Source organism: Abyssibius alkaniclasticus, from assembly GCF_020447305.1.
GTDB classification, from domain to species: Bacteria; Pseudomonadota; Alphaproteobacteria; order Rhodobacterales; family Rhodobacteraceae; genus Abyssibius; species Abyssibius alkaniclasticus.
In genome coordinates this window covers 1,657,544-1,671,845 of the sequence record NZ_CP095732.1, presented here as the reverse complement: position 1 = coordinate 1,671,845, position 14,302 = coordinate 1,657,544, and the positions used below count along the sequence as shown (strand labels likewise).

The 14,302-nt window shown below is 63.2% G+C and carries 13 protein-coding genes; 6 read left to right on the top strand and 7 right to left on the bottom strand.

The window, feature by feature from the left end:
* Positions 1–35 precede the first annotated feature (35 nt).
* The gene (locus tag LGT41_RS08330) at positions 36–767 is read right to left on the bottom strand and encodes a GntR family transcriptional regulator (RefSeq protein ID WP_274126409.1); all 732 of its coding nucleotides are present in this window, start codon (positions 765–767) and stop codon (positions 36–38) included.
* Between the two features lie 144 nt (positions 768–911).
* On the opposite strand from LGT41_RS08330, the gene deoC reads away from it, so the two are divergent.
* From deoC to LGT41_RS08310, 4 genes are read left to right on the top strand one after another with little or no spacing between them, the layout of a single operon-like run.
* Positions 912–1,901, top strand: coding sequence for a deoxyribose-phosphate aldolase (gene deoC / locus LGT41_RS08325; protein WP_274126408.1), 990 nt, complete (start codon positions 912–914; stop codon positions 1,899–1,901).
* Positions 1,902–1,913: 12 nt separating this feature from the next.
* A complete protein-coding gene (locus tag LGT41_RS08320; RefSeq protein WP_420720176.1) occupies positions 1,914–4,280 on the top strand; it encodes an aldehyde dehydrogenase family protein in 2,367 nt (788 codons plus the stop codon).
* 30 nt (positions 4,281–4,310) lie between these two features.
* Positions 4,311–4,736: a methyltransferase domain-containing protein gene (locus LGT41_RS08315; protein ID WP_274126406.1), complete on the top strand. Its 426-nt coding sequence runs from the start codon at positions 4,311–4,313 to the stop codon at positions 4,734–4,736.
* A gap of 20 nt (positions 4,737–4,756) precedes the next feature.
* Positions 4,757–4,912 (top strand): methyltransferase domain-containing protein, encoded by a 156-nt coding sequence (locus LGT41_RS08310; protein WP_274126405.1) that lies wholly within the window; start codon positions 4,757–4,759, stop codon positions 4,910–4,912.
* On the opposite strand, the gene cueR is transcribed toward LGT41_RS08310, so the two are convergent.
* Both cueR and LGT41_RS08300 read right to left on the bottom strand, forming a co-directional pair.
* Positions 4,909–5,307 (bottom strand): Cu(I)-responsive transcriptional regulator, encoded by a 399-nt coding sequence (cueR, locus tag LGT41_RS08305; RefSeq protein WP_274126404.1) that lies wholly within the window; start codon positions 5,305–5,307, stop codon positions 4,909–4,911. The genes LGT41_RS08310 and cueR overlap by 4 nt on opposite strands.
* A complete protein-coding gene (locus LGT41_RS08300) occupies positions 5,304–7,745 on the bottom strand; it encodes a heavy metal translocating P-type ATPase (protein WP_274126403.1) in 2,442 nt (813 codons plus the stop codon). The genes cueR and LGT41_RS08300 overlap by 4 nt, the downstream gene beginning before the upstream one ends.
* Before the next feature lie 124 nt (positions 7,746–7,869).
* On the opposite strand from LGT41_RS08300, the gene LGT41_RS08295 reads away from it, so the two are divergent.
* On the top strand, positions 7,870–8,658 hold the full coding sequence (locus LGT41_RS08295; RefSeq protein ID WP_274126402.1) for an alpha/beta fold hydrolase: 789 nt from the start codon (positions 7,870–7,872) through the stop codon (positions 8,656–8,658).
* Here the strand turns inward: LGT41_RS08295 and LGT41_RS08290 are convergent.
* Positions 8,655–9,569: a LysR family transcriptional regulator gene (locus LGT41_RS08290; protein WP_274126401.1), complete on the bottom strand. Its 915-nt coding sequence runs from the start codon at positions 9,567–9,569 to the stop codon at positions 8,655–8,657. The genes LGT41_RS08295 and LGT41_RS08290 overlap by 4 nt on opposite strands.
* 231 nt (positions 9,570–9,800) lie before the next feature.
* Here LGT41_RS08290 and LGT41_RS08285 point away from each other — a divergent pair, with 231 nt between their 5' ends.
* Positions 9,801–11,618: a DEAD/DEAH box helicase gene (locus LGT41_RS08285; RefSeq protein ID WP_274126400.1), complete on the top strand. Its 1,818-nt coding sequence runs from the start codon at positions 9,801–9,803 to the stop codon at positions 11,616–11,618.
* On the opposite strand, the gene LGT41_RS08280 is transcribed toward LGT41_RS08285, so the two are convergent.
* The 3 genes from LGT41_RS08280 to LGT41_RS08270 are packed head-to-tail and all read right to left on the bottom strand — an operon-like array spanning position 11,615 to position 14,302.
* The gene (locus LGT41_RS08280) at positions 11,615–12,652 is read right to left on the bottom strand and encodes an AbrB family transcriptional regulator (RefSeq protein ID WP_274126399.1); all 1,038 of its coding nucleotides are present in this window, start codon (positions 12,650–12,652) and stop codon (positions 11,615–11,617) included. The two genes, LGT41_RS08285 and LGT41_RS08280, sit on opposite strands and share 4 nt — an antisense overlap.
* Entirely contained in the window at positions 12,645–12,947 is a 303-nt protein-coding gene (locus tag LGT41_RS08275) for a DUF4387 family protein (protein WP_274126398.1), read from the bottom strand. Before LGT41_RS08275 ends, LGT41_RS08280 begins: the two co-directional genes overlap by 8 nt.
* On the bottom strand, positions 12,944–14,302 hold the full coding sequence (locus tag LGT41_RS08270; protein WP_274126397.1) for an acyclic terpene utilization AtuA family protein: 1,359 nt from the start codon (positions 14,300–14,302) through the stop codon (positions 12,944–12,946). Before LGT41_RS08270 ends, LGT41_RS08275 begins: the two co-directional genes overlap by 4 nt.

The following is a 14,302-nucleotide window of genomic DNA, read 5'->3' as shown; positions in this document are numbered from 1 at the left end:
TCAGGCCCGGGGCGGCCTGGGGAGCTTGGCCGCCCTCACGCGCCATCGCGGCGCAGCTCGATCGCCAGTTGCGTATGGTCGGGGTGGTGCCAGCTTTCGTAATATTCCAGCACATCCCCCGCCTGATCGCGGGTAATCTCGCGGTTGAACATGGCGCGCGAGCCGGGCTCCAGCCCCAGCAATTCCGCCACATCGCCCGGCGTGCGCCCAACCTCCAGCAGGCGGCGGCCGGTTGTGGCGATAATCCCGTATTTCGCCGCCATATGCTGGTAAAGCGAGGTGGTCTCGAACCCCTCAAAGCCCAGCAAATCGGGGGTGCGCGCATAGGGGATGTAGTTTTCGACCAGCAGCAGAATCTGCCCGTCGGCATAGCGCAGACGCTTGAGGTAGATCGCGCGGCTATCGCCGATCTGTTCGGCAATATAGGCGGGGGCGTCGATCAGCTTTTGCGCCAGCATCCGCGTGGTCAGCCTGAAACCGGCCTTGTCCAGCTCGGTTTCCAGCGGGTCGAGCCGGGCGTGCAGCGCCACAGGCACACGCCGCGCGCGCACAAACGCCCCGCGCCCGCGCTGCGTTTCTACCAGCCCATCGGCCACAAGCGCCGCCAAAGCCTGCCGCACGACCGAGCGCGACACGCTGAATTGCGCGCATAGCGCATGTTCCGAGGGCAGCTTCGCAGCAGGCGGCAGTTTGCCCGAGGAGATCTGGCCGCGCAGATGTTCGGCAATCTGGTGATAAAGCGGCACGGGGGTTGCGCGGGTGATCATGGCAGGGCCTTCACTTGTATGGACAAGATACTATGTTGGCATACTTGTATTGGCAAGCCCCGCGAAATGACTTTCTTTTCGGAAAATCTTAACATAAGTTGTCCGGACAAGATGGCAGCAACCACGATTCGCCGGAGAAGCCCGATGTCCAGTGACGTTCAAGAACCCAGCACCGAATTGATGCGCCCGACCCGCAATACGGGCATGGCGCTCAACCTCGACCTTGTGGCCGAGCAACGTGTGAACCTATCGGCGGTGGAACGGCGCTGCGCCGCCCTTGGCGGGCGGCGCACGGTGAAAAAGGCACATCAGGCGGCCTGGTTGCTCAAGGCCATTTCCTGCATGGACTTGACCACCCTGGCAGGCGATGACACGCCGGGCCGGGTGCGCCGCCTTTGCGCCAAGGCGCGCAACCCGCTGCGCCCCGACCTTGTGGCCGCGCTTGGCATTGCCGATTTGAAGCTGACCACCGGGGCGGTTTGCGTTTACCACGAAATGATCGCCCCCGCCGCGGCCGCGCTGCACGGCACCGGCATTCCGGTGGCCGCTGTCTCCACCGGCTTTCCTGCAGGGCTGACCCCGCATCATCTGAAGGTTGCCGAGATCAAGGCCTCGGTTGCGGCAGGCGCACGCGAGATTGACATCGTCATTTCGCGCCGCCATGTGCTGACCGGCGACTGGGCCGCGCTTTATGATGAAATGGCCGAATACCGCGCCGCCTGTGGCAATGCGCATGTGAAGGCAATTCTGGCCACGGGCGAGCTTGGCACGCTGCGCAATGTCGCCCGCGCAAGCTGGGTATGCATGATGGCCGGGGCCGATTTCATCAAAACCTCGACCGGGAAGGAAGGCGTGAACGCCACCCTGCCCTTCACGCTGGTCATGCTGCGCGCCATCCGCGACTACCATGCGCTGACCGGCCACAAGATCGGCTATAAACCGGCGGGCGGCATTTCCAGGGCGAAAGACAGCCTTGGCTATCTTGCGCTGATCAAAGAGGAACTGGGCGACGCGTGGCTTACACCGGCGCTGTTCCGCTTTGGCGCCTCCTCGCTGCTGGGGGATATCGAGCGCCAGCTCGAACACCATGTCACCGGCGCCTATTCGGCTGCCAACCGCCATGCGATGGCCTGATCGGAGATGGAAATGGACATTATGACCGCATTCAAAACGATGGATTACGGCCCCGCCCCCGAAAGCGCAGCCGAGGCGCAGGCCTGGCTTGAGCGCCATGACTATACGTTCGGCCATTTCATCAATGGTGCATTCACCACCCCCAACGACCTGTTCGAAACCCGCAACCCGGCCACGGGCGAGGTGCTGGCACAGGTTTCGACCGCCGGCGAAGACGAGGTGAATGCCGCCGTGACCGCCGCACGCCAGGCCCAGCCCGACTGGGAGTCGCTGGGCGGGCCGAAGCGTGCGCGCTTTCTATATGCGCTGGCGCGGCTGGTGCAGAAAAACAGCCGCCTTCTGGCCGTGCTGGAAACGCTGGACAATGGCAAACCCATCCGCGAAAGCCGCGATATCGACATTCCGCTGGTCGCCCGCCATTTCTACCACCATGCGGGCTGGGCGCAGCTGCTTGAAGCCGAATTTCCCCACCATCAGGCTGTGGGCGTGGCCGGGCAGGTCATTCCGTGGAATTTTCCGCTGCTCATGCTGGCCTGGAAAATTGCGCCCGCCTTGGCCGCTGGCAATACCGTTGTGCTGAAGCCCGCCGAATACACCCCGCTGACTGCGCTGCTATTTGCCGAATTGTGCGTGCAGGCTGGCTTGCCCAAGGGCGTGGTGAATATCGTCACCGGCATGGGGGCCACGGGGGCCGAAATTTCCGGCCATCCCGATGTGAACAAGGTGGCCTTTACCGGCTCGACCGAGGTTGGCCGCATCATTCGCCGCCAAACCGCGGGCCAGGGCAAAAAGCTGACGCTTGAGCTTGGCGGCAAATCGCCCTTCATCGTGTTTGACGATGCCGATCTTGATGGTGCGGTCGAAGGGCTGGTCGATGCGATCTGGTTCAACCAGGGCCAGGTCTGTTGTGCTGGCAGCCGCCTGTTGGTGCAGGAAAGCGTGGCCGACAAGCTGCTGGCCAAGATCAGGGCGCGCATGGGCAAGCTGCGCGTTGGCGCGCCGCTCGATAAATCCATCGACATCGGCGCCATTGTCGACCCCGTGCAGCGCAACCAGATCGCCGATCGTGTGGCGGCTGGCGTGGCCGAGGGGGCGGAAATCTTCCAGCCCGATATTGCCATGCCCGAAGGCGGCTGCTTTTACCCGCCCACGCTGCTTTACAACACCGAACCCGCCATGACGGTCGCTCAGGAAGAAATTTTCGGCCCCGTGCTGGTGTCGATGACTTTCCGCACACCCGAGGAAGCCGTGCAGATCGCCAATAATTCGCGCTACGGGCTGGCCGCGAGTGTGTGGAGCGAGAATATCAATCTGGCGCTTGATGTTGCTCCCAGGCTCAAGGCCGGCATTGTCTGGGTGAACGGCACCAATATGTTCGATGCGGCGGCCGGTTTTGGCGGCTACCGCGAAAGCGGCTATGGCCGCGAAGGCGGGCGCGAGGGGATGTTCGAATATCTCAAACCGCGCTATGCCAGCGCATTGAAGCCCGTCAAGCTGGTGCTGAACAACGAAGCACATATGCAACAAAAGCTCACCACATCGGTGGACCAGACGCGCAAGCTTTACATCGGCGGCAAACAGGCCCGCCCCGATGGCGGCTATGACCGTCCGGTTTTCGGCCCCAAGGGCGCGCTGATCGGCCAGGTGGGCGAGGGCAACCGCAAAGACATCCGCAACGCGGTTGAAGCCGCGGCGAATGCGGGCGCATGGGCCAAGGCCACCGCGCATAACCGCGCGCAGGTGCTGTTCTACATCGCCGAGAACCTGTCGCTGCGGGCCGATGAATTCGCGCAGACGCTGAACACGATGTCGGGCGGCAGCGATGGGGACGACGAGGTGAGGGCCGGCATCGACCGGCTGTTCCATTGGGCGGCATGGGCCGATAAATACGATGGCGCGGTGCATTCCGTGCCCATTCGCGGCGTGGCGCTGGCCATGCACGAACCGATGGGCGTGATCGGCATCGCCGCGCCTGACGAGGCGCCGTTGCTTGGCTTCCTGTCGCTCGTCGCGCCGGCCATTGCCTTTGGCAACCGCGTTGTGGCCCTGCCCAGCGCGCACCAGCCGCTTGCCGCGCTCGATATGTATCAGGTGTTCGAAACCTCTGATCTGCCCGGCGGGGTGGTGAACATTGTCACCGGCAACCGCGATGCGCTGACCAGAACCCTGACCGAGCATGGCAATGTCGATGCGATGTGGTATTTCGGCAGCTCCGAAGGCAGCGCAATGGTCGAGGCGGCCTCGACCGGCAATCTCAAACGCACATGGGTGAATGACGGGTTTGCGCGCGACTGGTTTGACGCAACCCAGGGCGCTGGCTGCGATTTCCGCCGTGCCGCGACGCAGGTCAAGAATATCTGGGTGCCCTACGGAGAATAGGCGCGCAACAATCGCAGGCAATGGCCGGATTTGGCCATTGCCGCCACCTGTGCTACCCTGTCCTTCATGCTTGAGTTTGATGAAGCCACCGCGCGCCAGCTCGAAATCGCCTATCAGGGTGCCGACATTGTGCAACGCCGCCGCGCGTCGTTCGATGCAATCGATGCGCAGCCCGATGAGACGATCGTCGATATTGGCTGCGGTAACGGGCTGCTGACGGCCGAACTGGCCCGCGCTGTTGGCCCCGCTGGCAAGATCATCGGCGTTGACCCGAGCCATGCGATGCGCAGCGCCGCCACGCTTCGTTGCCAGAACATGCCCTGGGTTGCGCTACATGATGGCCTGGCAAGCGCCTTGCCCGCCGCGACATTCCCGCCGTTCTGCCGGCAAAAATGGTTGAAGCCGGATTTGCGATCGAGCGTATCATCCCGGTCACACTTTATGACCGGGCATTGAAGCCCGATGGCTTGGCCCGCATGATGATGCAGCTCATGCAGGCCTATATCACAAAAGAAAACCTCGCCCCGAAGGGCGAGGTTGGCGCCTGGGCGTCCGAGCAGGCACATCTGGCGGCTGCGGGCCGTTTCTTCTTTTCCATCACGCAGTTTGTCATCTGCGCGGTCAGGCCCTAAACCGCGTCTGGCGCGCCTGCCAGATCGGCCAGTATCGGGCAATCGGGGCGGGTATCGCCCGCGCAGCATTCCACCAGATGTGCCAGCGTTTCGCGCATCGTGGCCAGTTCAGCAAGCTTGGCATCTATGCGCGCCAGATGCTCGCCTGCCAGTTTGCGCACATCGGCGCTGGCGCGGTCTTTATCTTCATAAAGCGCCAGCAATACACGGCAGTCTTCCACGCTAAAGCCCAATGACCGTGCGCGCCCGACAAAGCCAAGCTTATGCACATCGCTTGGCCGATATTGCCGATAGTCGTTCTGGCTGCGCCTTGGAGTCACCAGACCGATGGATTCGTAGTAGCGGATGGTTTTGGCGGGCATATCCAGGGTTTGGGCGACATTTCCGATATTCATACGACCTCCTTTGTTTTGAATTTCTGCAAGCGCAACGCATTGCCCAGCACAAAGACCGATGACAGCGCCATTGCCCCGGCCGCCAAAGCGGGCGAGAGCAGCAGCCCGAACCAGGGGTAAAGCAGCCCGGCGGCAACCGGGATAAGCAACACATTATAGCCAAAGGCCCAGACAAGGTTCTGGATGATGTTGCGCATGACCGCGCGCGACAGGGCAATCGCCTGCACCACGCCGCCAAGATCCCCCGACATCAGCACGATATCGGCCGATTCGATGGCCACATCGGTGCCGGTGCCAATGGCAATGCCGGTATCGGCCCCCGCCAAAGCGGGCGCATCGTTGATGCCATCACCGACAAAGGCCACAACCGCGCCCTCGTCTTGCAGGCTGCGCAAAGCGGCGACCTTGTCTTGCGGCAGAACTTCGGCGCGGAAATCATCGATGCCCAGCTCTGCGGCGACATGCGCGGCCGTGGCGGCATTGTCGCCGGTCAGCATGACCACCTTCAGCCCCAGGCCGTGCATCGCGGCAATCGCCTTCGGTGTGCTGGGCTTGATCTGGTCGGCGACCGTGATCACGGCGGCAAGCCTGCCATTCAGCGCCACATAAAGCGGCGTTTTGCCGGCTTTTGCCAAAGCGCCCGCCTGCCCGGCAAGCGCATCCATTGCCACATTCTGCCGGGCGAGCAAACGGTCGGCACCGATGGTGATGTCATCGCCGCCAACACGCGCGGTTACGCCGAACCCGGTAATCGCCTCGAATTCGCCAACCTCAGGCAGTTTGAGCCCGCGCGCCTGTGCCTCGGCCACAATCGCCTGTGCAATCGGATGTTCCGAGCGCGACTCGACCGCGGCAACCTTGGCCAGAACCAGATCGGCGTCAAACCCATCGGCAAGCAGGAAATCTTCAAACGCCGGGCGCCCCTCGGTCAGCGTGCCGGTCTTGTCCAGCGCGATATGGGTTGTGTTGCGCAGGCTTTGCATGGCGGCGCCCCGGGCAAACAGCACGCCCATGCTGGCCCCGCGCCCCGTGCCAACCATGATGGAAGTGGGCGTTGCCAGCCCCATCGCACAGGGGCAGGCGATGATCAGCACCGTCACCGCTGCGGCAACCCCGGCACCAATCGGCGCGCCCGCCAGCAGCCAGACGGCCAGCGTCAGCGCCGAAATTACCATGACCACCGGCACGAACACCCCGGCGATACGATCGACCAGGGCTTGCACCGGCAGCTTGCTGGCCTGTGCCTGTTCAACCAGATGCACGATTTGCGACAGCACGGTATCAGAGCCGATGGCGGTGCTGCGCATGGTCAGCGCGCCCTGAGCGTTGATCGAGCCGCCAACCAGATGGTCGCCCGCGACCTTGTCCACCGGCATCGGCTCGCCCGAAATCATGGATTCATCCACCGCCGAGCGCCCCTCGACCACCACCCCATCGGTGGGGATTGCGGCGCCGGGCTTGACGAGCAGCAGATCATCAAGCGCAATGGCCTCCAGCGGCACTTCGACCGCCTCGCCATTTTCCATGCGCAAGGCGGTTTTCGGGCGCAGCGCCATGAGTTTGCGAATGGCCTGCCCCGTGCGCCCCTTGGCGCGGTGTTCCAGCAGACGGCCAAGCAGAATAAGCGCAATGATCACGCCCGCCGCCTCGAAATACACAACGCGGCTATCGGCGGGCAAAAGCAGCGGTGCAAATGTAACCAGTGTCGAATAGAGCCAGGCCGCCGACGTGCCCACCACGACAAGGCTGTTCATATCGGGCGCACCGCGCAGCAGGGCCGGCACACCATGTGCAAAGATCCGCCGCGCCGGAAAGGCCAGCACCACGGTGATCAGCACGAATTGCACAAGCCAACTGCCCTGCATTCCAATGCTGTTGTTGATGGCAACATGAATGGCGGGCCATAAATGCCCACCCATTTCGGCAACAAATACCGGCAATGTCAGCGCAGCCGCCAGCAAGGTATCGCGCAGCAGGGCTTTTTGCGTGGCCTCGTGCTGCTCCTGGCGCTCATCGCTGCTGCCAAGCGCCGCGCTGGCCTTGTAGCCCGCCGCCGTGACCTTGGCCGCCAGATCTGCCGGCGTGACAGCCCCCGCCAGATAGCGGATCGTGGCAGAGTTGCGCGCCAGGTTGGCGCTGGCTGAAAGCACGCCGGGCTGGGCGGCCAGCACACGCTCGACCTTGCCAACGCAGCTTGCGCAACTCATGCCTTCAACGGCAATTTCCGTGCTGGTCTCGCGCGCCGGATAGCCCGCATCGGCCACGGCTTTCACAAGCATATCGGCCGTGGCGGGCGCGTCATATTCCAGCGTTGCGGTATTGGTTGCCAGATTGACCTGTGCCGCACCAACCCCCGGCTGGGCGCGCAACACACGCTCGACCCGCCCCACGCAGCTTGCGCAGCTCATATTGTTCAATTCGAGTGATAGATTTGTCATGATGTCCCCTTTGACACCCCAGATAAGGGTTCCAGTCACGGGAAGGTCAAGAGGGTTTACAAACTTTTTTGTGAAGATTGCGCATTGGTGTAGGCTTCAGCCTGAATCTGGATGAACGCAGCGCATGAAAACCCCCGATGGCACCGCCTATGACTGGACTGGCAGCAGCCCGCAACAGCCGGTTGTGGTGCTGGTGCATGGGCTGGGGCTGAACCGCGCAAGCTGGGCGCCCCAATCGCCGGGTTTCGCGGGCTTTGCCCGGCTGCGCTATGATCTGCCCGGCCACGGCGAAAGCGCGGCTTTGGATGGGCGCGCCACCCTGCCCGGCCTTTCGGCGCAACTGGCCGGGCTGCTCGACCATCTGAAAATTGGCTGTGCCGTGGTGATCGGCTTTTCGCTTGGCGGCATGATCGCGCGGCATTTCGCGCAAAGCCATCCGCACCGAACACAGGGTCTGGTGGTGATCAATTCCGCCCATGCGCGTTCGGCCAGGGCGCAGGCCAATATCCTTTTGCGGCTGGCCGAGGCGCAAAAATCCGGCCCTGCCGCCACGGTGGAGCTGGCGCTCAGCCGTTGGTTTACCCCCGGCTTTTACGCCCGGAACCCGGAAATTGTCGATGCCATCCGCCAAACCATTCTTGCCACCGACCCCGACCAATATTGCAGGCTTTACCGCGTTCTGGCCGAGGATATGGCGCAGATCATCGCGCCAGTGCCGCCAATCAGTTGCCCCGCGCTGGTCATGGCGGCCGAACTGGATTATGGCCAATCCCCCGATATGGCCCGCGCAATGGCAGCCGAAATTGCCGGGGCCGAGGTCAGCATCGCCCAGGGCCTCAACCACATGTCGCCCACCGAAAGCCCCGCCGCCATCAACACCCCGCTTGCCGTCTTTCTGCGCCGGTTCCGCTAGCCGCTCATCTGTGCGACGCGGTTTCGGCATTGGGTGATCATATAGTCGACAAACAGCCGCACCTTCGGGTCTTGCAGGCGGCGATGCGGATAAAGACAGGCAAAGCGCGACGGCGGTGGCGGCGTTTCGGCCAGCACCCGCACCAGCGCGCCGCTCTTGATATGGTCAGCGACCTCAAACAGCGGCTTGTTCACAATGCCATGCCCGGCCAGCGCCCAATCGGTCAGCACATCGCCCTCATCGGCATCATAGGGGCCGGATACAGTTACCTTTTGCGGCCCGTCCTCGGTTTGCAGCATCCATGAATTGCCAGCCGAGCCGGGAAAGCGCAGCAGCAGGCAGCGGTGCTTTTGCGTGGTCAGGTCGCTTGGCACGCGCGGTGTGCCCCTTGCCTGCAAATAGGTGCTTGCCGCACAAAGAATCCGCGGGCAATCGCTGATCTTGCGCGCCTTCATATCGCTATCCAGCAATGTGCCCAGCACAAAGGCCACATCCACCCCCTCGGCGAAAATATCGACCTTGCGGTCGGACAGGCGCAGCCGCACCAGAATATCGGGGTAAAGCGCGTTGAAATCCGGCACCAGCGGCGCGATGATCCGCCGGCCAATGCCCAGGGGCGCGGTGACGCGAATTTCGCCATTCGGCTTGTTGGAAAACCCCGCAACCATCGCCTCGGCATCGCCCAGCGCATCGAGGATACGCCGCGCATGGTCGTAATATTGCCGCCCGGCTTCTGTTGGGGTCAGTCGGCGGGTCGTGCGGTTGAACAGACGAATGCCCAGCCTGTCCTCCAGCGCCTTGATGCGGTTGCTGGCCACGGCGGGCGACAGGCGCAAGTCGCGCCCGCCCGCCGTGATGCTGCCCAAATCGACCACGCGCACAAAGACGCGGATAGAATCCAGATAGGCCATGCTCCCCCCGATTTTCAATGCTCTCAATAAAATGCCACGGTGCGTTCAACGAAACAAGCAAGATGAACCCGGCGCAAAGCGGCAAATTTGCGCCAAATTCCGGCCCGCGACACACACACCCTATACAGTGCGCCAAATCCACGATAGGCAGCGCCCGAATGGGCTGCGCCACAAGGCTGGCGGCTAAGCGGGCATGGGCTCGATCTATGGCCCGATCTGGAAAGAAATGACATGAGCGAATTTGAAGGCGTGCATCCGGCGCTGGCATCGGCATTGGCCGGCCGCGGATATGAGATCCTGACCCCCGTGCAGAAGGCGGTCATCGCCTCGGACCTTGGCCAGGCCGATGCGCTGGTCTCGGCGCAAACCGGCTCGGGCAAAACCGTGGCCTTTGGCCTTGCGCTGGCCGAAGGCATTTTGGGCGATGCAGAAAAATTCGCCCCCGCCGAGCGCCCGTTGGCGCTGATCATCGCGCCGACCCGCGAGCTTGCCATGCAGGTGAAGGCCGAGTTGATGTGGCTTTACGCCGGCACCGGCGCGCGCTTTGCAAGCTGCGTTGGCGGCATGGACAGCCGGAGCGAGCGTAAAATGCTGCAATTCGGCGCGCATATCGTTGTGGGCACGCCGGGCCGCTTGCGCGACCATATCGAAAAAGGCGCGCTCGATCTTGGCGCTTTGAAGGCGGCCGTGCTGGATGAGGCCGATGAAATGCTCGACCTCGGTTTTCGCGAAGACCTTGAGTTCATCCTCGACTCTGCCCCCAATTCGCGCCGCACGCTGATGTTTTCGGCCACCGTCTCCAAGCCGATTGCCGCGCTGGCCAAAACCTACCAGCGCGATGCCGTGCGCATTTCCACCGTCTCCGACAGCAAGCAGCATCTGGATATCGACTACCGCGCCGTTTCGGTCGCCAAGGGCGACAAGGAACACGCCATCATCAACCTGCTGCGCTATTACGACGCGACAAACGCGCTGGTCTTCTGCGCCACGCGCGCCACGGTCAACCACCTGATGGCGCGCTTCAACAACCGTGGCTTCCGCGTTGTGGCCTTATCAGGCGAGCTTAGCCAGGCCGAGCGCACCCACGCCCTGCAAGCCATGCGCGACGGGCGCGCCAATGTCTGCATTGCCACCGATGTGGCGGCGCGCGGCATCGACCTGCCCAATCTCGAACTGGTCATCCATGCCGACCTGCCCACCAACCGCGAAACCCTGCTGCACCGGTCCGGCCGCACGGGCCGCGCCGGGCGCAAGGGCGTTTCGGCGCTTATCGTGCAGGGCCATGAAAAGCGCAAAGCCGAGCGTGTGTTCGGCTTCGCCTCGGTCAAGCCGACATGGGTGAGCGCCCCCAGTGCCGATGAGATCAACAAGCGCGATGACGAACGCCTGATGGACCACCCCCTGCTGGCCGAACCCCTGCGCGAGGAAGATCAGGCGATGATCAGCGCGTTGCTTGAAAAGCACGGCGCAGAAACGCTGGCCGCCGCCTTTGTGCGCATGAACCGCGATGCAAAATCGGCCCCCGAAGATGTGGTTGCGGTAGCGCCCGGTGCCACCGCCGCCCCCACCCCGCGCGACGAGTTTGAGCAATCGGTCTGGATCGTTGCTTCGACAGGCCGCAACAGCGGTGCCGAGCCGCGCGCGCTGCTACCGATGGTGTGCAAGGCAGGCGATATTACGCGGCGCGACGTTGGCGCCATCCGCCTGCAGGATGATGAAAGCTTCATCCAGCTCAACGCAAAAATCGCCGATAAGTTCATGGCCAATGTCGGCCCCGACAATATGATCGGTGCCGGTATCCGCATTGCCCGCCTGCCCGGCGCGCCCGAATTCACCCCGCGCGGCCGTGGCACGACCGAGGCGCCCAAGTCGAAATACAAGGCCGACAAGCCCTATAAGCCCGGTGGCAAGCCCGGGGGCAAGCCAGGCGGCAAGCCCTGGGCCAAAAAGGGCGGTGACAAGCCGTTCAGGAAAGGCCCATCTGCCGCACCGAGTGCCGGGCCGGGCGCCAAACCCTTCAAGCGCAAGGCAAAGCCGAAGACCGACTAGCGTTTCAGCGTAAAGCGCGCCACGACCGGGGCCAGCAGAATGACCAGTATCAGCCGCAGCAAATGGTGGCTGACCACATAGGTCAGATCGGCCCCGGCGATGATGGCGATGACCACCATCTCGCCCTGCCCGCCGGGCAGGAATGATAGGAAGACCTCCAGATTCGGCGCCAGGTTCAGCCCGGTGATTGCCAGAAAAAACAGCGTGCTGATCAATGTCAGCGCAATGCTATAGGCCAGCCCCGCCAAGACATCGCGGCGCAGCTCGGCCAGGGTCACACCCACATATTGCGCCCCCACAGCGATGCCGATGAAGAATTGCGCCGCCCAGATGATTTCGGCGGGCGGGCGTTGGGTGATGATGCCGCTCAGGCTCAGCCCCGCCGTCAGGATCAACGGGCCCAGAATGGATGCGCCAAACAGCCCCACGCGCTGTGCGATCTGCCAGCCGAAAAAGCCGGCCGCGACCATCAGCGCAATCTGCATCGGCGGCACGTTGCTGGCCGCAACCCCCGGTGGCTGGCTCAAATCCAGGCCCCAGATGCCGGTCAGAATCAGCGGCGCAAGTGCGACGATGACCAGCACCCGCGTGGCGTGGATCAGCGAAAGCGCGCGCACATCGCCGCCCGCCTCTTGGCCAAACACCAGCATATCCTGCAGCCCGCCGGGCATGGCGGAATAAAAGGAGGTTGCAGGGTCGAACTTGAAGACATGGCGAAACAGCGGATAGCCCATTGCCCCGATCAGCCCCACAAAAAGCGGCACAAACAGCAGCGAGGTGGCGATTTGCGGCAGATCATGCACCAGTTGCGGGGTGACGGACGAGCCAACCGCCACACCCAGAAACGTGCGCATGAAGGTGGAAACAACCCCCAGCCCGGCCAGCCTGACGCCGGCCAGCGCCACCAGAAGGCAGGCAACCATCGGGCCAAGCAGCAGCGGCAGCGGCAGGCGCAGCACCATGAAGACCCAGGCGCCAAGGGCGGCAAGGGCAAGCGTCAGCAATCGGCGCAGCAAAAGTGTGCGCTCAAACATCCAGGTCAAGCTCGGCCAGCAGCACGGCATATTGCGCGCCGTGCATATCGCGATCATAGCGGCTGCCCTGCACCACCGGGCGCGGCAGGCTGAACTTGATGGCGTGAATATCGGCGATTTCAAAGCGTTTCAGCATCTGGCGCGGCTGGTCATACAGCGCGGCCACGGCTTCGGTTTTCAGCGCGGCGCGGATGGCCTCGAAGCGCGCCGCATCGCCGCAGAATACATCAATCGTTACCCAGAACGGCCCGGCGTTTTTGGAGCGGACCTTGTATGCGTAATCTCCAAGCCTCATGCGCCCACCTCATCCACACGCAGCCGGAACGCGGCCATAGGGTCATCGAGCGCCATGACATGGTTGAGGCAAAACTCGTAAATCGCCCCACGGTCGCTTTGCGCGGGCGAGTAGGGAAAGGCGAAAGTCGGCAATTCCTCATCCTCGGTCAGCGGGTAATGCAGCACGAAGGGGTTGATCATGCGGCCGATCTCATCGGCCATAGCTGCGGTTTTCGCGGTGATGATGCCCAGAACGCCAATTTCGGTTGGCGTGCCGCTGCGGTTTTCCAAAGCGCCCAGCGTGGCGTTTTCGCCGATCAGCCGGAATTCCAGCGTGTAATCCTCGGCCCCCAGCCCCATACGCTCGGCAATGCGATGGCTCAGAAAGCCGGTCATCTTGTCCACCCATGCCCGCGCATTGGCCACATAATGCGCATCGCGCAGAAGGGCGAGGATGGTGGTCTGATAGCCCGCAAGCCGCGCGCCTTCCAGCTTTACCGTATAGCGCGGCGCTTTTACCCAGTCCGCGCCCTTGGCGCGCACCCGCGCGGGGCTGAGCGCGCTGTAGCGCGCCGCGGTCACATCCAGATAGCCGCCCGGCTCGTGCAAATGGAACGGGTCGGAGTTTTCATAAAGCATATGGGCGGAAACCGAATGCGGGGTGCATTTCGCGCCTTTGGCCAGCGGCTCAACCTCAAAGCCGGCCGCATCGAAATCCACCATGATCACACCACTTGTGGGGTTGGTCGAACACAGCGCACCGCATTCGGCAATTTTTGCCCCATGCCAGGCACCGCCCGCATGGTCGCCCCGCGACAGGGGCAGCGCGGCAATACTGGCCGTGTCGGTCGTGCGCCCGGCCAGCACAATATCGGCCCCCGTGGCCAGTGCGGCAGAGATTTGTTCGGCCCCCGCCAGCGCCACAATGTTGCTGCATTCGGCAATCAGCCCGGCATCAATCGGCAGTTCCGGCGCCAGCGCGCTGATCCGCCCTTCCGCCAGGGCTGCCTGCACCGCAGCCGCCGGCTGGCTGGAATAAAGCCGTGCGATCTTCAGGTTTTGCCCAAGCTCGGCGGCCAGTTCGACGGTGATGTCATACATCCAGTCGACCGCGCTATCGGCCCCGCAGGTGCCGCAAGAGCCGATGACCAGCGGCACGCCGGCCACCGCGCGCGCCTGCAATATCTGCCGCCATTCCGATTTCGTGGCCGCGCGGCTGTATTTCGATGTGCCCGTGCCCAGATAGGCCGGGCCGCTATCGGTGGAACCGCCGTCAATGGCGATCAGGTCGGGGGCCATCGACGCCCCACGCGCAAGGGCCTCGGCATCAAAGCCAAGGCCCAGCACGCCCGATGGAACAAGTATGCGTGTCAT